This window comes from Sphingomonas sp., from assembly GCF_024508665.1.
Lineage (GTDB): Bacteria > Pseudomonadota > Alphaproteobacteria > Sphingomonadales > Sphingomonadaceae > Sphingomonas.
The window spans coordinates 17,150-36,475 of record NZ_JANINP010000007.1 but is presented as its reverse complement, the minus strand read 5'-3'; the positions used below and the strand labels follow the sequence as shown (position 1 = coordinate 36,475).

Here is a 19,326-nt window from a genome sequence, read left to right as displayed (position 1 = left end):
TCATCCTTTGGTGTTGAGGGTGACGCGTTCGAGCTCGGCGATCATCGCCTCGCGGATCAGATATTTCTGGACCTTGCCGGTCACTGTGGTGGGAAAGGCGTCGACGAAGCGAACGTAGCGGGGCACCTTATAGTGCGCGATCCGCCCCTGGCAGAACGCGCGGACTTCCTCTTCGTCGCTGCTCGCGCCGGGGCGCAGACGGATCCACGCACAGACTTCCTCGCCCATCCTGGCGTCGGGTACGCCTATGACGGCGACGTCTTCGACCGCCGGATGGCCGTAGAGGAATTCCTCGATCTCGCGCGGATAGATGTTCTCGCCGCCACGGATGACCATGTCCTTGAGCCGGCCGACGACGGTGCCGTAGCCATCGGCGTCGATGACCGCGAGGTCGCCGGAATGCATCCAGCCATCGCTGTCGATCACGGCGGCACTTTTCTCGGGCTCATCCCAATAGCCCAGCATCACCGAATAGCCGCGCGTGCATAATTCGCCCGGCGTGCCGATCGGAACAATCGCTCCTTCTTCGTCGACCACCTTGCATTCGAGGTGCGGCTGGACGCGGCCGATCGACCCTATGCGACGCTCGATGGTGTCGTCGGTTGCCGTCTGGAAGCTGACCGGGCTGGTCTCGGTCATGCCATAGGCGATGGTGATATCGGGTATGTGCAGCCGGTCGATCACCTGGCGCATGAGCGGTTCCGGACAGACCGCGCCGGCCATGATGCCCGTGCGCAGCGATGAGAGGTCGAAACCCGCTAGCTCGGGATGGGCCAGCATCGCGATGAACATGGTGGGGACGCCGTAGAGCGCGGTGCAGTGCTCGCCCACGACCGCGGCGAGGACGGCGGTGGGCTCGAACCCCGCGCTTGGATAAACCATCGCGGCACCATGGGTAATGCACGCCAGATTACCCATGACCATCCCGAAGCAATGGTAGAGCGGTACCGGGATACAAACCCGGTCGCCCGGGCCGAGCTGCTGGGCCCGCCCTACGAAATAGCCGTTGTTGAGAATATTGCGGTGACTGAGCGTCGCCCCCTTGGGCTGGCCGGTGGTGCCGCTGGTGAACTGGATGTTGATCGCGTCCGTCGCACGAAGCGTGCCCGCGATCATCGCCAGCCGGCTGTGGTCCGCAGGACGACCGTAAGCGGCGACGTCGGCGAAGCCGATCCAGCCGCCGTCGTTGCTCGACCCGATGCAGATGATCGTGCGCAACCTGAAGGAGATGGCCAGCTCGGCGACCATCGCGGCATAGTCGCTGGTCTTGAAGCGGTCGAGGAACACCAAGGCGGCGAGCCCGGCCTTGGCCATCGCGAATGCCGCTTCGGACGTGCGATAGGCCGGGTTGATCGTGACCAGGATCAATCCGGCCCGGGCCGCCGCGAATTGGGTCACGGTCCATTCGGCGCAATTGGGTGCCCAGATACCGATCCGCTCGCCGGGCTCGAGCCCGAGGGCAAGCAGTCCCGCCGCGAAGCGGTCGACCTGGTCGAGGAGGTCCGCGAACGTCCAGCGTACCCCCTGCCCGACCGACACCAAGGCTTCGCGGTCGCCCCAACGCACGGCGGCGGCCGCCAATGCCTCGCCGATCGTCTGCTCGATCAACGGCGGCGCGGTCGGGCCGCGAACATGACTGATCGTGAGACTCATTTTCCTTGGATGGGGGCCACGCAAGTGAAATTGGCGGCGTCGTCGCTCGACCCCTTGCCGGTCCATCGCGCTACTCGGGGATAAGCGCAGAGCGGCCGTGTCCGTACCGGCTTGGCCGGAAAGCCCAGATACCCGAACAGGTCGTTGTCGTATTTGGTGGCGATCATGCTTTGGGGAGCCGCCCCGCCTTGGCGCCAGTGATCAAGCGTACCAAGCGCGTCGAACACGTTCGGACCCGGACCCGCGAGGCAATGCGACATGCCCGGCACCATGAACAGCCGCACCGATCGCGCCGCATCGGGCTGACGCCTGAGCACCGATTGGTAGTAAGAGATGCTATTCTCGGGTGCGATCGCGGCGTCGTTCCAGCCGTGATAGAGGAGCAATTTGCCGCCCCGTTTCAGGAAGGCGCCGATATCGGGATTGTCGCTGTCGAGGACCGGCGCCAGCCGCCGTGCGGCCTGATAGTCGCGGACGAGACTAAAGGAAGCGGACTGCCAGTCGGGGTTCGAATAGACCATGTAGCGGAAGAATTCGCTGGCGAAGATGCCGTGCTGGGCCTTGGGGCCGGTCAACCAGACATCCCATGTCCCCGGCACCGCTTCCGCGCCCGGCATATAGCCAGGAAAGAAAGGCTTGCCGCCGGCGTCGCGCGCACCGCGATACAAAGCACGCGCCGCCTCGACCTGCCCCGCGCTCAAACAGGTGGGTCCGTCTCCAGCCTTGCATTGAAGTACGACGGGATCGAAGCGGCAGGTGCGGGGATCGTCGATCACCCCGTCCTTGAGGCCGTCCTTGGCATCGCACTGCGCGATCGCGGCGTCTTGCAACAACTTGAGTTTGGCGTTCGGAATGACCGTTTCGGGCCGGCCGAACACCGCGCGATCGTCAGCCATGAAAGCGGTCATCAGGCGGGTCCAGGCATTGGCCGGCGCGCCGGCAATGATGGCGTCGTAATCGTCGGGATAGCGTTGCGCCTCCATCAACGCCTCGCGCCCACCGTCCGAACAGCCTTGGAAATAGGCCGCCTTGGGCTTGCTGCCATAATATGCCGCGACCACCGAACGGCCGACCGCATTCGCCAGGTGATTGGCGCGATGGCCGAAATCGGCGATCCGGTCCGGCTGGCCGAGCGCCCATTTGGCGTCAGTGTCGGCGGTCCCGAGATGGCCCATATCGGTGCCGACCGTGGCATAGCCTTTTGCGAGCGCCCCTTGCATGGTCAGTTGCGGCAGCAGCAGGCTGCCGCCATAGCCGCCATTGCCGGCGCCAAGCAGTTTGCCGTTCCAGGCCGCCATCTGGGGCAGCCAGACCTCGACCTTGATCGACGAAGCCGGTGACGGCGTCAGCTCGACATGAACGCGACAGAACGCCGCCTGCGACGGCAAGCCGGGCGATCCCTGTTGGGTCGAGACCATCCCGCCCTTGATGACCTCCTCGGCGGCGGCCACCTTGCCGCCAGGCAAGGCAAGCCCGATGAGTGCGGCGCAGCTGCCCGTGGCCGGATCGGCGATGGGAAGGGCGACTGCCGGTTCGGGACGCCCGCCCGAGGCAAGTAGCGCGCCCGCGAACGCGCCCAAGGCGCCGATATGCGCGATCCTGTTCATTTCCTGAGCAACCCCTTCGCCTCGAACCATGATTGCGCCCGCGCCGTCCAGGCGTCCGATGCCTTGCCGCTCTTGGCGATACCGAAGCCGTGACCGCCGCTTGCAAAGGTCACCAGGGTCGCATCAGCGCCGGCTGCCTGCCACGCCTTGACCAGCCGGTCGCTCTCGGGCCGGACGATCGGATCGTCATCGGCGACCATCGCCAGGAGCGGTGGCGCCTTGGCCGGCACGGCCAGCGGGCCGCCGACCAGGCCTGGATACATCGCCACCACGAAATCGGGCCGGCTGTCCGCCTTCGCGGCGAGCGCGGTCCACGTCGCCACCGCCCCGCCGGCCGAGAACCCCATCATGCCGACTCTGTCCGGCTTGACCCCGAACTGCGCGGCATTGGCGCGCAGGTAGCGCACCGCCTCCTCGCCATCGGCGGTCGCCAGCGGCCGGAGGGGCGCAATCGCTGCTTCGAGTTCGCTGAAGTTCATCAGGCGGCGCATCAACAATGGGCCGAAATCGTCGCCGGTCGGCAGTAACCGGTAGCGCAGCACGAACGCGGTGATGCCGAGGCTGTTGAGCCAGGCGGCGACGCCAGTGCCTTCATTCTCGATCGACAGCAGATGGAAACCGCCACCCGGTGCGATGATCACTGCTGTTCCCGTCGCGATTTTCGGATCGGGTGCGAAGACCGTCAGCGTCGGATGCGAAACGTTGCGCGTGACATGCCCGAACGGCGGCTGGTCCGCGGTCGTCTCCGGCTGCATCGGCCCCATCGATCCCGGTGCGCCGTTCGGGAACAGCTTGATCGTCTCGCTTTCCCTCGCCTCCGCGGCAGTGCCGCCGGCCAAAAGCGCAAACAAAGCGAAGAAACAGGTCAACACCCGCATTAATGGGTTCCTCATCGTGTCGCCCTGGCGCCGTCGCGGACGGCCGCGATCGCCTCGAGCTCGGGGACATTGGCGGTCGTCACCGCAGCCTTGTAGTTATCGATCAGCAGCATCGTCCCGGCGCGAGCATCGAAGCGCGGCCAGGCGGGGAGCCCCTTACCGTTGGGATCGCCCGTCTTGGCGAATTGCGTCCAATAATCGGCGACCAGCTTGGCGGCTCCCATGTCGGCCGTACTGACCTTGCCGCCCGCGGCCGCGAGATTGTCGAACTGGAACGGCACGTCGGAGGCATGCGATGCCCCGGCCAGGGTCGCGCGCTTGTCCTCGCTCACATAGCCGAAACGGTAGAGCCAGACCGGCGCCCCGGCCTTGGCCTGGCGCGCGGCGAGGGCGCGGGCCGGCTCGCTGAAGGTGAAATCACTTGGGATGTGCCGGTCATATGCGGCGGTCGAACCATAGGCCGTGCGCACTGCCCCAGCGCCGGCACCCAAAGCGGCGGTCGCCTTGGCAACAAAGCCGGTCAGGAACGGCGCGGGGATGAATCCGAGCTCGTCGCTGTTCGAGCCCACGATGTAGCGGATGCCGCGCGCCTTGCCGGCCGCGAACAGCGCATCGGCACCGCCGGTCACGATCCGCCCGTCGGTGATCGGCCCCGAATAATGCGCCTCGTCGCCGTTGAGCAGGTTGATGCCGCCTTGCACCTTGTCGGCGGGCAGAGCCCGCAGCGCGGCGAGATTGCCGGCGCGTTCGCGGGCCGCGAACGCCACGCCCTTGGCCTCCGCCATCCTCAGGTCGGGCCAATTGTCGCGCCCGCCGCCCGAAGCCGCGATCGTCTTGGCGAACAGCCCCTTGGCGACGGGCGACACCATCAGCCGATCGACCGATTCACCCCCTGCGGATTCGCCAAAAATGGTGACGTTGGCGGGATCGCCACCGAACGCGATGATGTTGCGCCTGACCCATTTGAGCGCTGCGATCTGGTCCATCAGACCCCAATTGCCGGTCGCGCCGCCAGCCGCTTCGCGCGTGAGTGCGGGATGGGCGAAAAAGCCGAACCGGCCGAGGCGGTAATTGAAGGTCACCACTACGACGCCGCGCGCCGCCAGACGGCTGCCGTCGAGGATCGCGGAACTGCCCGACCCGGTCGAAAAGCCGCCACCATGGATATAGACCATGACCGGCCGCTTGGCGCGGCCATCGCCGCGCGGCGTCCAGACGTTGAGGAACAGACAATCCTCACTCATGGGCAGGTCGGTATTGGCGACGTCGCCAGGCAGCCGGGCCTGAATGCAGTCGTTGCCATAGCGCCTTGCATCGCGCGTACCGGTCCAGGCGGCCGCAGGCCGCGGTGCGTGCCAGCGCAAGGGTCCGACCGGCGGCGCCGCATAGGGAATACCCTTGAAGCTGGTGATGCCGGCCACGGTCGAGCCGCGCACATTGCCGCCGTCGGTCCGGGCGACGGGCCCGTCATCGGCCGGGCCGGCCGCGACCAACAGCAAGGCGAGTGTGACGAGCGACCTTTTCATCGACGTCCTTCCGTGACGAAGTCGTGCGTTCCCGGCCCGACAGCATAGATCGTGGCGGTACCGGTCGTGCGCACTAGCGTCGCGCCTGGCGGCGGCGCCCCGACGGCGCCGAAGCCGGCCGGCACCCAGATCTCGCCATTGCTGTTCATGGGAATGACTGCGGTGATCGTGAGCTTGCCGTTATCAACGCGCCATGCCGAGCGCGCCTCTCCCTGCGCGGTCGCCATGGTCGCCGAGGACCAGGCGAGACCCTGCGGAATCGCCGGTCGCACGATTACCCTCCGATAGCCCGGAGAGCCCGGGCGCAGGCCGGCGAGCCGCTGCCGCATCCAGTCTGAGATCGACGCGAAATAGTGATGGTCGCGCGACCGCGCGTTAAGACCCCAGGATTCGAACAGGGTCTTGTGCCCGTTCTTCAGCCAAAAACCCCAGCTCGGTTCGTCGGTCCGGATCGCGACCCGATAGGCTAGATCGGCATGGCCGTAGTCGCTCAGGATATCGAGGAGATACCGCGTGCCGAACACGCCCGCTCGCAAACCACGGGCATCGACGTCGGCCGCGATCGCATCGGCGACCCTCTGCTCCTCGCCCGCCGGCACCATGCCGAAAGCGAGCGGCAGGATGTTCTGCGTCTGGGTGGGTTGCTTGGCGACACCTTTATCGATCGTCCGGTACCAGCCATTGGCCGCATCCCAATAGCGCGCGTTGTAGGCGCGGCGGATGTCCGCGGCCAAAGCCGAATAACGGTCCGCATCGGCCCGGTTGCCGATCACGACCGACGACTTGGCCAGTAGGTTGGCCTCTTCGAAGAAATAGGCGGCGGTTACTGCGTCGATGCCGCCATTATTGGCGTTGAAGATGTCGAAGCCCCCCGGTGCGCTCCATTCGGAGAGACCGCTGTCGTGGCGGTATTCCGGCGCCTTGAAGATTGTGGCGGTATAGTCGACCAGCCGCTTCTGGGTGTCGTGCATCTGCTCGAGGACGCGGGTGTCGCCATAGGTCTGGTAGAGCTCCCACGGCAGGATCATCGCGGCGACATCCCATGGCGTCGTCGGTCCCCACATGAATTGCCAGCCCGGCGATTTGTCATAACCGTACCACGGTGTCGCCGGGACGATCTCGGGCAGTTCGCCGCTCGGAGCCTGTGCGTCGGGATAGTCGGCGAGCCACTTGCTCCAGACGCGGGCGACGCCGAGGCTGCGTACCGCGGCGCCCGCCGATGCCTGGGCGTCACCGGTCCAGCCATTCTTCTCATAAGTCGGCGTGTCGGTCTGATAGCCGTGCATGTTATTGAGGATGGTGCGGATCGCGGCCTGGTCGATCTCGCCGAGCAGCGGATTGGCGCTGGCAAAGGTGCCGACCAGGGCAACCGATGAATGCACCGCCTTGCCGGTGAGCGTCGCCAGCGTCGGCACGCCGGTAAAACCGCGCAGCTCGACATAACGAAAGCCGCGATAGCCGAAGCTCGGCTGCCAGAGCTCGCGTCCTTTGCCCGCGAGCGTATAGCGGTCGGTCTGGAGCTGGGCATCGATCAGCCCGGAGGCAGGCACGACCATACCGTCATCGCCGATGCGCTCGCTTGCCACCAAGGAGATGGTGCTGCCGCGCGGTCCCGCCACGTCGATCGCCGTCCAGCCGGAAAATATGCGTCCGAAGTCATAGACCCAGACACCGGGCCTGACCTGTTTGAGCGCGATCGGCTTGATCTCCTCGACCGGTGCGATCGGTTCGAGATTGGCCGCGCGCAGCACGCCCGCGGGACCGGCGACGGCCAGCGCGGCGGTCCAGCCCTTTGCCGCAAACCCCGCCGCGTCCCAGCCGGTGGGCAGGAGCCGCGCATCATAGCGCTCGCCACGATGGAGCGAGTCGTCGAGCGTCGGTCCAGATATCGTCCGCCAGCTCGGATCGGTCGCGATCGTCTGCCGCGAGCCATCGGCGAAAGCCACCTCGAGCTGCGCCTTGAGCGCCGGCTCGCCGTGCCAGGGTGCCTGGTTGAAATACCATTCGTTGGGATCGGTCAGGCCGTACCAGCCCCGCCCCAATTCGGCGCCCAGAACGTTCGCGCCGGGACGGACGCGGTTGGTCACGTCATAGGTCTGATAGAGAACGCGCTTGTCATAAGCGGTGAAGCCGCTGGCGAGTGCGGTCGCCCCCACCATCGATCCGTTGAGGTGGAGACGCGGCCAGCCCGCCCCCGCGACGTAGAGTCGCGCGGCGACGATCTTCTTGGCCAGCAGGACGAAGGCCTTGCGGACTAGCGGCGCCGGCGCCTCCTGCGGGAGGACGATATCGACCGAGGGGACGCCGCCCGCGACGACCAGCCCCTCCCGCTCCACGGTTCCGCCAACGAACGGATTGTCGTTCGCCCGGAAATCGATCGCCACCGAGGGGCTGCCGGTGCCGTTTACGCGCACTGAATGGATGATCGCGGCATTCGGCTCCCGGGACGCGAAACCGATCGTGCCCTTTTTCTGAGCGCCGTCGTCGAGCAGGTCGACCTGTTTGCCGTCGATCGCGGTAACGATCCGGCTGCCACGTGCTGTGATCGCCACCCGATGCCGTACGTTGCGCAACACCAGACCGGTGAGTGGCACGCGCTTGATCTCGGTGACAGTAACGGCCGAACTGCTCCCGCCGGGATAATGGCGGACGCGCTCAATGAGCACGGGGCCGGTTTTGTCGTCGCTCAGCGTCCAGACATAGGCTTCGCCATAGACCTTGCCGGCCGGGCGCGCGCGAAACAGCAGATCGAGCGATCCGCCGGTCAAGGTGAGCTCCGTGTCGAAGCTCACGTCGCCCCAGTCATGATCGCGGCGCTCGGGTCCGGCGATCCAGCGGCCGGCCCAGTCCGACGGGCGGAGCAATCCCATTTCCCACCAGCCGGGGCGACTCCAGCCGCTCTCGCGGCCATTCGAGTCCCAGGTCTTGACCTGCCACCAATAGCGCGTGCGCGACGCGAGCGCCGGGCCGGCATAGGGTATTTGGGCATCGGCATCCGAGGCCACCTTGCCGCTGTCCCAAACAATCCTCCCGCTGGCCAGCGCATTCACGCTGTCGGCGACACGGATACGGTAGGCGGTTTGGCGGTCGGCGGCTGGATGCCAGGCAAGACGCGGCGCCGGCTCGTCGATGCCGAGCGCCGCGTCCGTATATTCGACGGTTAGCGCCGATGGGGTAACCTCGCCCTCCCCTGCGACCGCCGAAGCGGCGCAAAGCGACATCGCTGCCAGCGAAATCCCAGCGGCGGCTGCGACAGCGAACCTAGCCCCGATCGCGAGGAGCCCCGTTGCGGCCGATGACGGTCGTGGTGCCGGCATGGTCCTCTCAGAACTTGGTCCGCAGGCCAAAAGTGACCAGTCGTCCTAGCGTGCTTCCGTTGGTATAGGCCGTGGCGGTGTTGAGCCAGGGCGGATCCTGGTCGAAGACATTATCCACGTTGAGCGTCAGCATCGCGTTCTTCAGGATGCCATGTTCGCCAAGGTCATAGGCGAGATAGAGGTCGACCGTCTTGAACGCGTCGATACGCGTCTGCGGCTTGACCCCGAGGATCGGATAGCCGCCCTTGTAATTGAGCGACACCGATCCCGTGAACGCGCCGGCCTTGCCGCCCAGGGTAGCAACGAACGCGGCTCGGCCGACACCATTGTCAAGGTCGTTGCTGAAGGCACCCCCGGCGATCGCTGCCGATTTGCGGTTGAGCGTGTAGGTCCCGGCAATGCTCGCGTTGACCATGCCGAAGCCGGTCTTGTGTATATAAGCGAGATTGAAGTCGATGCCGTCGGTATTGACCGCACCCAGATTGTTGCGGCGGGCATCGATCAGCACGTACGGCACGCCGCCGCCGGCATAGAGGCTGTCGATGCTCGGCGTGCCGACCACCAGCAATTTACCGACCGCCGCCTTGGCCTGGGCGAGCGTCGGGCTCAGGATGTAGAAGCTCGCATAATTGGGGTCGGTATAGAGAGTCGGCGATACGAACGGCGCGAGGCCGATCGCGTCCTTGAAGCGGACATTGTAATAAGTGACGCTGGCGACCAGCCCCGGGACCGCGGCCGGCGTCCAGTCGAAGCCGACCGACCAGGTGTCGGCGCGTTCGGGTTTCAGATTGGGGTTGCCGCCCGCCAGCACGATGGTCGAACGCAGGACGTCGAGCGGCGACGCGCTCGGCGCAAGGAACGGGCTGAACGGCAGCACGGTCGCTCGCGAGTCCGAGGTGCTGGTCGTATCGGCGAGGCTGGGCGCGTGGAACGAGGTGCCGTAATTGCCCCGGATCACGAGGTCGGTGAACGGCTTGTAGTTGATGCCGATCTTGGGATTGGTGGTGCCGCCCTCGTCACTATAATCGTCGTAGCGAACCGAACCTGAAATCTGCAGTCCGCGCAAACCGGGCCGGCCATTGTCAGCGCCGACCAATGGTATCAGCAATTCGCCATAAGCGGAGCGGACGTCGCGCGACGCACGTGAAACCCGCGCATTGGCATAGGATCCGATCGCGCCTTGCGCGATGCGCGCGGCGATATTCTCGTAATGATATTCGACGCCGACCGCGAGGCGGACATTGCCGCCGGGTAACCGGGCGAGACTGCCGTCGAGGACCAGGCGTCCTTCGGCGAGCTCTTGGGTGGCGTCGCCGAAATTCTCGTAGTTCGAGATGGCGGCAAGTGCCGCGGGGTCGCTGGCCGACAGGTTGTAGGGATTGAGCGCGGCGCCAGGGATGAGCCCGGCGAGCGCCAGCGTCGCGGTCGTCGTGTCGAGCGCGCGTTCGCGCACGAGATTGTAGCTGCGTCCGAAATTGCTCTCAGCGCGCAATTGCCAGTTGTTGCCGAAGGAGAAGGCGAAGCCGGGCGTGGCGCCATAGGATTCGAACCGTTGCCGGCTCGTCAGGCTGTTGCCATAGGCGTTGGCGAACGAGATCGACACGTTCTGCTGCAATTCGCCGGTGATCGAGTGGAAATAGGGATTGAGGGCAGTGATGATACCCGACATCATCCCCTGTGCCTCAAGCACGGTCGTATCCCGCCGCGACCAATAAGCGGTCATGGAAAAGTCGACGTTCGCATTGAGGTGCTGCGTCAGCGAGCCGAAGACCGAATTGCGAAGCTCGCGCGGGAAAAGGTCGGCATAAGCATTCTGATCGCACTTGTTTACGCTGCCGGCGATGAAGCCAGGAAGGGCATAGTTGACCCCGCCGACCTGGACGTTTCCGGGCGCGCAGGTTGTGACGCGGAAGTCACCGCCGCCTTTCGATGTCCGGTTGGCCGAGGCATAGCCGCGATCGGCGCCGAGAATATCGTCGTGCCGGACATAGGCATAAGCGACATATAGCGACCCGCTACCCCAATCCTTGCCGACCGTGAGGTTGCCGTCGATCGCATGATAGTTGTCGGCGACACCGTAGCGCAGATTGGCGGCGACGCCGTCGAAGCGCTTGCGGGTGATGAAATTGACCACGCCGCCGATCGCGTCCGATCCGTAGATCGCCGAGCCGCCATCGGGCACCACCTCCACCCGTTCGAGAATCTCGGGCGGCAATATCGACGGGTCGACCGTCGTCTGGAGGATACCCGCGCCGACGCCGCGATGGCCGTTGATCAACACCAATGTCGTGCTGCCGCCGGACGCGCCGAGATTTCGGATGTTGGGCCGGACGATCGGGAGGCCGAATTGAGCGGTGCCCACCGGGATCGTGCCGAAATTGCCCACTTGCGGGATTTTGGCGAGGAGGTCGTTGGACGAATTGACGCCGCTGGCGACGATCGCGTCGCGATTGACGCCAATAACGTTGGTGCCGGTCGGCGCCACGCCGCGCAGCAACGTTCCAGTGACGACGATGTCCTGCTCATTCTGACCGGAGGAACTGTTACCGTCGTCCGTGATCGGGGCCGCGCCGGTCCGGGGCGCATCGGCGGCTGGCGCGGTCTGGGCGTGCGCAGCGCCGTCCCAACCAAGCACCGTCGCCAGCGCGAAGGCCGATAACCCTGCCAGTTTCGGGCCGCGGAGTCGCCGCCCCTGATTGACCTTGTTGCTGTTCATTTCCCTCCCCTTCCTGGTCCTTCGGACTCTCATTCGCGCGGGGGTCGATTGCCAGCCGCCGCGTCGGAGTCGCCTGATTACGGCTGGTCCGCGCTCACCAAATCTCGATATTTTATAGCCATGTCAATTGTCATTTTATCATATGATACATTATTATTGCGTTTTCGATAAATTATGTGGCATTTTTCTCGCGATTGAGGCCACCGGACGGGCGCAACAGTTTTGACAAGAATGCCTTCAACCAAGCCCGCCGCGAGACCGCCTTTATCCGAGCCTCGCGAGAACGCCGGTCGACTTCAGACCAGCCAGAGGTTCGAGGGCGCGCTGGTTGCGCGGCTGCGAGGCTCGTCTAATAGTTTCAGGGTGCCGACCGACCTGCCGTCCGTTAAGAACTTCACCGCGCCGTCAATTGTCGCGCCGGTCGATCCTGATCGTAATCCGACGCTGGCACTCGAATATTGGTTACGCCGCGATATCATTCGCGGGGTTTTCGCGCCGCTCGACCGGCTCAAGGTCGAGCAGCTCGTTTCATTTTACGAGGTCGGCCACAGCCCGGTGCGCGAAGCGATCCTGCGGCTTTCGACCAGCGGACTGGTTGTGCATGAGCACCAGAAGGGGCATCGCGTCGCGCCTGTATCGCTGGCCGATTACAGCGATCTTTCACGCGCCTATCGCGCGATCTACCTGCTGATGCTCGATATGGCGCTCGAGAATGGCGACGACGCTTGGGAAGAGGCGGTCGTCATTCAGCTTCACCGCTCGCTCAAGGTCGAAAAGAATTTCGACGATCCGGAACATCGCGAGATGTGGCAGCGCGCCTATTCGGTGCTCCACTCGACCTTGCTGTCGGGATGCGGCTCGCCCGTCATGATGCGCATCTGGATGGACCTGGACGCGCGGCTGGAGCGCTACATCAATCTCTTCGCGGACTATGAGCTCGATCTCGTTCTCGACCATCACAGCAAGCATCGCGAAATCGTCGACGCGGTCACCAAGCGCGATGCCGATCGGCTTCACGCCCTCGTGATCGACATGTTCGAGATGGGCTCCGGATTCCGCCGCACCGTGATCCGCGGGCTGAGGCAATACGAACAAGATCTGACGGGCAAAGTCACCACCGAGGTGGACGGACGGCCGCGCAAGCGGGGACGTCCGCGAAAAGCCACGGCCTGACCGAAGCACCCATCGGCCATCGGAAAAGTGCGTCGAGCGCGGCGTGGCGGTCGCAATGCTCGAACGCGCTGGCCGGGCTTTCAATCCGAGCGATATTAGGCGATGCTTGGGTGCGATGTCTCGGCCAGTCCGGCGCCATCGCGCCGGCATCGGGCACACCTTTACGGTCGCCGATCCGGCGCACGACCGCGGTCAATCTCGCGATGGTGGAATGGCGATCCGACGAGTTCATCGCTCCTGGGCCGAGTAGGTCTCCACAATAACCGGAGGGATTCTAACGATGTGGTCACGTCTTTGGCTTAGTATCGTCCGCGCCTAGGAGAATCGTGGCACGATGACGCAGATCGACGCCCACACTATGGTCGTAGGCTTGCCAGGCGCTAGCCACCAATATTGCCCAAAGGATGCTGAACAGCGAACCCACCAGGAAGTATTCTGCGAAGTCGCGCTCGTCCAAATCCTTGAAGCGCGACACTGTCTTGAGGGCGATGACCGCGGCAAGAATTTCCCAGCGCTGCAGAACTACCCCGATAGCGAGGATGATCCGTTCGAGCGTGCCGATCCACCGGCCGGCATTGTGCGCCGGCTCGCCGTCGCTGGCGGTCGCATCCTTGAGCCCAGTCAGATTGAAGATCAGACGACAGAGAACGTTGCCGAACCAAGTGAGAAGAAAATATCCGACGATAGTGTAGGTCAGCGCGTGAAGGATCTGCAGCATCAGCCCCTCCCCGCCTTTCGATCTAATGCGGCAAGCGCTTCGATAACGGCGTGCCATTGGGTCATGTAGAGATTGAGCTCACCGGATCGTTGGACCTTGTAAACGGTGTGCACCGACACGTTGCGGTGCTGCGCAATCTCCGCGACAGTAACTCCGTCTAGCGCCGCCAATATGTCGGCCCGCTGGACATCAGTCCAACGCCGCTCAATCGCGGTGAGGCTGGCGCCGATCGCGTCGAGCAGCCGCTCCAACTGGGGATCGTCTGGGAAGGAGAAACGGTAAAGCGACGGGCTCCGCTTGTCATTGAGCTTAGCGCGTGCCGCGCCAAGTCCAGGGCCCATCATGTTCCAAGCCCGCTTGTCGTTGAGTGGCGTGCGAAGCGAAACCGCACCGACGACAAACCGACATTCGATGCCCTTTGCGAGCAGATCGAGCCGCATCGCGCGCATTGCCGAGGCGGCTTCGAGAAACGACACCAATAACCCCTGGAACTCGTCGCCAAGCGTGATCGTGAGCGGGGATGCCACGACGGGTGCGCGTTCATCGTTTTGACGATCGACGGCGTCGTTGAAATGGTGATGCAGTTCGCCAATGGCCGCATTGCTCTCGCTGCGCACCAAGTCGCCCATCAAGACCGCATAGAGGTCGAATTTGGCCATATATGGGTCAACATTAAAATTTACCCGATTTTGGGTCAATAATAAAATTGACCCGAAATGGGGTCACTTCGCACCGAGAAACGTAATAAGCATCGGGCTCCAACCAAATTTCCTCGAATCGACCTTCGCCCTTACGTCCAAGCTCATCGGGGTTGAGGGCGCCGTGTGGCATCGGCCGCAGTTAGTAGAACCGGTTGATTATGACTATCCGGTAAGGCTCAACTTGCAAATGAGCTATCCGAATTGCTCCGCCCGCCGAGACCTAGGCCAGCGAGTCTATCGACAAAGCGAATGCCAGGTTTTGGGTGGCCGAAAGCCTGAGCGGAATGGCGACAATTGGGGCGCATTCCCGTCGGGCAAATTATGTTGATGCCGCCGGGCAGCGTTTGGGCCGGGAGCGGACTGACAACCTTCCCGAGCCCGCTTCTCGATAGCCGCCATTCAAACTCGACGCCAATTGACTGACCCCGCGCTGTTGCCGACAGGGGGAACGCGGTCCATCGTACCGGGATGACTAAGTACCTCATCTCGTTCCCGAGCGAAGCCATGCGTCTGAGCGAGGAGGAATTCAGGAAAGCCGGTATCGACGCCCGTGCGGTGATCGATGAGGCCAAGGCGTCCGGCGTCTATGTCTTCGGCGGCGGGATCAATGAAGGCGTCGCTCCAGCGCTGGTATCGGCAGACGGCTCGGTAAGGCCAGTGCAAGCGCTGAGAAGCTCGGGTACAAGAACTGTATTTGAATGGCCACGGAAGTCCGCCGCACCAAAGTGGTTTCAGATCACAGCGAACTCCAGTTACCGCCGCGAATGCCATCACAATTGAGGACCATTTCGATCGCGTCCGAAGCGCCAAGTAACGTCATGGTCACGCATTAATCCGGTCACCGCCGTGCCGAGCCGATTTTCAAGCACATGCCGCCAAGGGACCAGGGCAAATTCCCGCCTCCCTTCGACAAGGGCATATTGCCCGCCGGCAGCATCGATCCGCCGTGAGAGCCTTCCAGCGATCGACTCGCCTTTTTGCGCCTCGACGAATTCCTTGCCGAGTTCTTGCGCCACCTCCTTGCCTAACCGCAAAATCTCCCGCCGCCGCAGCAATTCAAAGGCGAGGGGCCGCACCCGAAGCCTGCCATCGACCAAATCGGCCAGATCGTGCTCGAGCAACCATTGCTGGCGGATCGCAAGCGCGGATCGAAGCTCCTTACCGAATCCGGCATCGCGCGCGGGCACTACATCCTCCCCAGCCAGCTGGCGGTCGAGCCAGGTACCAGCGTCCGCATGGATGATGTCCGCGAGAGGGCGCGGCGCCAGTATTTCGAGCTCGATCGGACGATCGGCAAGCCGTCTCTCGTCGAGTGCCGTGACGCGGTTCAGATAATCGCGCGGAATGGTCCAAGAGCCGTCGCCATGCCGCTCGATCTCCAGACCTGCCCGGCGCTGCGCCTCGAGGCGCCGGAGATGGGCTTCGGCGTAAGCCGGGCTCGCCCAAGGATCGTATCGCAAGTGATCATCCAGGGAATAGCGGCCGTCGTGCGCCGCCGCGACCTCGTCAATGAGCCGGTCCGACGCGCGCGCAGATGCTGTCCGCCGAATGATCTGGACGATAGCCCCTTCAATGAGAGGCGGAACTGCGTCAGGCCGACCGATGTCGACATAATGGGCATGGCCGTCGGTGCCGTCGATGATGAGATAATGACGATCGCGATGTTCGTCTGCCAATCCCCGGCCAATCACGCTTCCAACGATGGCACCCGATGCATCTTCGCCAGGCAAAGCGACGACCGGCTTGCGCTCGAGTCCGCGCGCCGCCAGTTCGCGCTGCATTGTCCGAACGATGTCCCCGCGCTCGCCAAGCGACTGAAGGACCTTCTCGAGATCCTCCGCCAGCTGCCAACGCCCGCTGGATATGGGCTTAGCCAAGTTCATTGTGGCCAGCTTTTGCAGCCGCCCCGCACGCAGGGCTTGGATGAATGGGTCACGGGCCACCCCCGACAGATGCCGATCGCCATCCGCTGCGCGCAGTAATTGTCGGTCAATCTGTGTCAGCCGCTCCGCATCGATATCACGGCGCAAGGTTGCCTGGATTTCGGCGTCAGTTCTCGGGCCGAGATCAAGCGTCGCCAGTTCGGCTGCGCGTTCCCGCATGCCGTGCGCTATATATTCGGGTGCAATCACGAGATTGTGCCCTTGATCGTCGACCCCGCGGACCATGATGTGGGTATGCGGATGGGCGGTGTTGAAATGATCAACTGCAACCCAATCCAATGTCGTCCCCAGATCTGCTTCGACCTGGAGCATCAGCCGGCGGACATAAGGCTTCAGATCGGCATAATCGGCACCGTCCTCGACCGAAACGATGAGGCGAAACTGGTGGCGATCGGTGGCGCCGCGCTCGAGAAAGGCCTTGCCGTCTACGGAATCGTCATTTGCCGCGTAGAGTTCGCCCGGCAACCCGTCGCGCGTAACGCCGTCGCGCTGGATGTAGCGCAAATGCGCGCGGGCTCCGGCAACGCCCTTGCTACCCAGACGAACCAACCTGGTCTTCACCATCGCGCGACGGGCCCTGAAGCCTGCAAGGCGATCCCGACCGACCAAGACGCGTGCCATGCTGGCGCCACGCCCTATCCTGCTTCCGGTGAATCGTCGCCCGCGCGGACCACCGGCAGCGCCGGCTAGCGCCGCTGCAGCGATAACGGCGGCGAGATAGCGGCGTGCACTCTTGCTGTTGCCTTGCGCCCTTTGCCGGCCGAGCCGCGGTGTGAAATCCTCATCATCACTCATCGCGACCGCCCTCCCGCCATCCTATCCGCGTGAGCGGCGACAGAGCGATCATACAGCCTCGGCCGCGGTGCTCCCGGGCACACTTGCCAACCTCCCAAAAAACGGACGTGCAGACAAACACTTGGCAACCGCGGGGAGGCGTTGCCTTTATCTTGCCTTCCCCTCCCTCCCCTCCCTTCTCCCGGCATTCCCTGCCTCCCGTGCGACGCTCAACCATTCCGATCTGCCTTTCCGGCGTGGGCGAGACGCGCGCGGCGCCAATGCGCGCTCGATAAGAAATGAGGACCGGGAAGACCGCACCTTCCCGGTCTGCCGATCGCGTCAATGCGCGAAAATGCGCAGCGCATCGCTGCGGCGGCGAAACGTCCGCTTGCCCATCATCCCCCGGGGGTTACCGTCGCCATCGACGATCATCGTCGCGACGAACCAGCGGCCAGCAAGCGTTCCCAGGATAGCGACGCGATCGAGCTCTACATCGTCTTCGTCGCGCTGCTCGTAGCAGCCGATCCATCGCTCGTCGCTTCGTGCTTCCCAGTAGAAATCTACCTCCTCGGCCGCGAGAAACCGCGCTGCCAATGCGGCCCCGGCAACATGGCCGAACTCCACTTCCAGGCCAGCCATCAAGGATGATAGAACGCGATCCGCGGCGGTCGAAATCGGCTCGAAATGGGTCATTGGAATGCTCCTTCGCTGTCGTCCTCGCGATCGAGGACAACAGTCGAAAGAAGGGCGCCGGGGCGTCTGTCAGGGCCGTCGCGGCCTCGGCCGCGGCGCCGCGCAGCGGACGCGGGGGGAGCCGATTTGCGCAGCAAATCGGGGGGTACCCGCGGGCCTTGAGAGACGCCCCGGCGTCCGTCATGCTCGGACGACCAAGACCAGCCTCTCCCACCCTTGGCCTCATCGCGCACGGTTGGGGATGGCAAACAAATCAGCACTCGCCCCATCGGCAACGGCAGGTTCGGAAGCCTCTTTCCCCGATCCCGGCACACCTGCCGGGGCTCGCAGGGTTGCGCGATATCGCAGTCTCGTTCTGGGCAAGGATTCACCGAGCCGCGCGACATACTGCCAGGTTTCGGCCGGGAGTGTCATTCGGCCCGCGCGCCAGGCAGCATAGCGCGACGGCCCGGCATTATAGGCTGCGAACAGGCCGGGATAGCCAAACCGGTCGTACATCATCCGCAGATAGCAGCTTCCGGCAAGGATGTTGTCGCGAGGGTCATCCGGTTCGTCGCCGAGTTGCAGCTGGACGCGGAGCACCGCCCAGGTGTCAGGCATCAGCTGCATCAGCCCAATGGCGCCCTTGGCCGATCGGATCGGCCCTTTCGACGTGACGGCCACCCCGCCACTTTCGACAGCGATGACTCGCTCGATCCAGGCTGCGGGAAGGCCGAAACGCGCCGCTGCCTCGGCGACGAAGGGCCGCCAATCGGAGGCAGCCTCGCTCGAAGCGGGTGCCTGAACGGTTGCCAGGAGAAGGATCAACGGTGCCATAGCAGTTCGGCCGTGCCCACCAGGTCGGTGCGATGGGTGATCCCGAAATAGCGCCCGTCAAACGAATCGGGCGACGCATCTGCCAGAAGAAAGACGTCGCCTTTGCCGAGGACATGGCAACCTTGCCAGATCGGCAAAGCCCGCCCCGCCGGATCCACCGCCAGCCGGTCGGCGAGGTGTCGCCCATTAACCCGGATGACGCGCCTCTGCGCGCAAAGCCGGTCCCCGGCGACGGCGGCAACCGGCTTCACGACGGGCACGCCGGCGGGAAGATACCGGCGCGCGGCGGCGAGGTCGCGCATGGCGGGCGACAAGTGCGCGACCACCACGTCGCCGCGCCGCGGCGTGGTGCCGGGATGAACGCGGTAGAGCCCCCGCGGCATGCTCGCGCTTGCATTCCACAAGAGCCGCGGCGCCGGCGGGTCGAAGATTGTCAGGGCAAGCGGCCCGAAGGCCAGATAGAGGCCGTAAAACCATCGGCGGAGCCGCGCATCGGCCTGCTGGGCAGGCCTGTCCAAGGCGGTAAGCGGGCCGCTCATATCTGCCGCCCGTCGGCTCTGGCGCGCGACCAGGCATCGAGATCGTCGATATGATATTGCACCATGCGGGCATGGCGTCGGGGAACGGGACCCTCGTTGCGCGCACGCATGCGCTGCATGGAGCGCTCCGAAATGCCCAGATAATGGGCGGCCTGGGCCGTGTTGAGATAGGGGCTGCCGCGTTTGGCGCGCTCGGCCCGCTGGATGTCATCGTCCGCCATAGGTGCCTGTCCGGTTGACGGCGCGTGAGGCCGCTCGGTCGGAGTTGG

At 64.3% G+C, this 19,326-nt stretch carries 15 protein-coding genes; 2 read left to right on the top strand and 13 right to left on the bottom strand.

Features of this window, described 5'->3' with window-relative positions; all coding sequences use genetic code 11:
* The 6 genes from Q0L25_RS15250 to Q0L25_RS15225 form a co-directional block, all read right to left on the bottom strand.
* Complete coding sequence (locus Q0L25_RS15250; protein ID WP_296615796.1) at positions 1 to 1,653, bottom strand: AMP-binding protein; 1,653 nt, start codon at positions 1,651 to 1,653, stop codon at positions 1 to 3.
* A complete protein-coding gene (locus Q0L25_RS15245) occupies positions 1,650 to 3,260 on the bottom strand; it encodes a tannase/feruloyl esterase family alpha/beta hydrolase (protein WP_296615794.1) in 1,611 nt (536 codons plus the stop codon). Before Q0L25_RS15245 ends, Q0L25_RS15250 begins: the two co-directional genes overlap by 4 nt.
* Positions 3,257 to 4,138, bottom strand: a complete 882-nt coding sequence (locus tag Q0L25_RS15240) for an alpha/beta hydrolase (protein ID WP_296615792.1) — start codon at positions 4,136 to 4,138, stop codon at positions 3,257 to 3,259. The genes Q0L25_RS15245 and Q0L25_RS15240 overlap by 4 nt, the downstream gene beginning before the upstream one ends.
* Before the next feature lie 11 nt (positions 4,139 to 4,149).
* Entirely contained in the window at positions 4,150 to 5,664 is a 1,515-nt protein-coding gene (locus Q0L25_RS15235; protein ID WP_296615789.1) for a carboxylesterase family protein, read from the bottom strand.
* The gene (locus tag Q0L25_RS15230; protein WP_296615787.1) at positions 5,661 to 8,885 is read right to left on the bottom strand and encodes an alpha-L-rhamnosidase; all 3,225 of its coding nucleotides are present in this window, start codon (positions 8,883 to 8,885) and stop codon (positions 5,661 to 5,663) included. Before Q0L25_RS15230 ends, Q0L25_RS15235 begins: the two co-directional genes overlap by 4 nt.
* 103 nt (positions 8,886 to 8,988) lie before the next feature.
* Complete coding sequence (locus Q0L25_RS15225; RefSeq protein WP_296615785.1) at positions 8,989 to 11,697, bottom strand: TonB-dependent receptor; 2,709 nt, start codon at positions 11,695 to 11,697, stop codon at positions 8,989 to 8,991.
* Positions 11,698 to 12,060: 363 nt separating this feature from the next.
* On the opposite strand from Q0L25_RS15225, the gene Q0L25_RS15220 reads away from it, so the two are divergent.
* Positions 12,061 to 12,870, top strand: coding sequence for a GntR family transcriptional regulator (locus Q0L25_RS15220; protein ID WP_296615783.1), 810 nt, complete (start codon positions 12,061 to 12,063; stop codon positions 12,868 to 12,870).
* A 286-nt stretch (positions 12,871 to 13,156) separates the two neighbouring features.
* Here Q0L25_RS15220 and Q0L25_RS15215 read toward each other — a convergent pair whose 3' ends face one another.
* Both Q0L25_RS15215 and Q0L25_RS15210 read right to left on the bottom strand, forming a co-directional pair.
* Positions 13,157 to 13,588 (bottom strand): hypothetical protein, encoded by a 432-nt coding sequence (locus tag Q0L25_RS15215; RefSeq protein WP_296615781.1) that lies wholly within the window; start codon positions 13,586 to 13,588, stop codon positions 13,157 to 13,159.
* The gene (locus tag Q0L25_RS15210; protein WP_296615780.1) at positions 13,588 to 14,247 is read right to left on the bottom strand and encodes a SatD family protein; all 660 of its coding nucleotides are present in this window, start codon (positions 14,245 to 14,247) and stop codon (positions 13,588 to 13,590) included. The genes Q0L25_RS15215 and Q0L25_RS15210 overlap by 1 nt, the downstream gene beginning before the upstream one ends.
* 510 nt (positions 14,248 to 14,757) lie before the next feature.
* Between Q0L25_RS15210 and Q0L25_RS15205 the strand changes: the two genes are divergently transcribed.
* Positions 14,758 to 15,069, top strand: a complete 312-nt coding sequence (locus Q0L25_RS15205; RefSeq protein ID WP_296615778.1) for a transcription initiation protein — start codon at positions 14,758 to 14,760, stop codon at positions 15,067 to 15,069.
* Here the strand turns inward: Q0L25_RS15205 and rlxS are convergent.
* From rlxS to Q0L25_RS15180, 5 genes are all read right to left on the bottom strand, one after another.
* A complete protein-coding gene (gene rlxS, locus Q0L25_RS15200; RefSeq protein WP_296615776.1) occupies positions 15,060 to 17,027 on the bottom strand; it encodes a relaxase/mobilization nuclease RlxS in 1,968 nt (655 codons plus the stop codon). The two genes, Q0L25_RS15205 and rlxS, sit on opposite strands and share 10 nt — an antisense overlap.
* Before the next feature lie 321 nt (positions 17,028 to 17,348).
* The gene (locus tag Q0L25_RS15195) at positions 17,349 to 17,702 is read right to left on the bottom strand and encodes a hypothetical protein (RefSeq protein WP_296615773.1); all 354 of its coding nucleotides are present in this window, start codon (positions 17,700 to 17,702) and stop codon (positions 17,349 to 17,351) included.
* 222 nt (positions 17,703 to 17,924) lie between these two features.
* Positions 17,925 to 18,518 carry a lytic transglycosylase domain-containing protein gene (locus Q0L25_RS15190; RefSeq protein WP_296615771.1) on the bottom strand — a complete coding sequence of 198 codons (594 nt, stop codon included), beginning with the start codon at positions 18,516 to 18,518 and terminating at the stop codon, positions 17,925 to 17,927.
* Positions 18,506 to 19,057 (bottom strand): S26 family signal peptidase, encoded by a 552-nt coding sequence (locus tag Q0L25_RS15185; protein ID WP_296615768.1) that lies wholly within the window; start codon positions 19,055 to 19,057, stop codon positions 18,506 to 18,508. The genes Q0L25_RS15190 and Q0L25_RS15185 overlap by 13 nt, the downstream gene beginning before the upstream one ends.
* Complete coding sequence (locus tag Q0L25_RS15180; RefSeq protein ID WP_296615766.1) at positions 19,054 to 19,278, bottom strand: helix-turn-helix domain-containing protein; 225 nt, start codon at positions 19,276 to 19,278, stop codon at positions 19,054 to 19,056. Before Q0L25_RS15180 ends, Q0L25_RS15185 begins: the two co-directional genes overlap by 4 nt.
* Between the last annotated feature and the right edge of the window lie 48 nt (positions 19,279 to 19,326).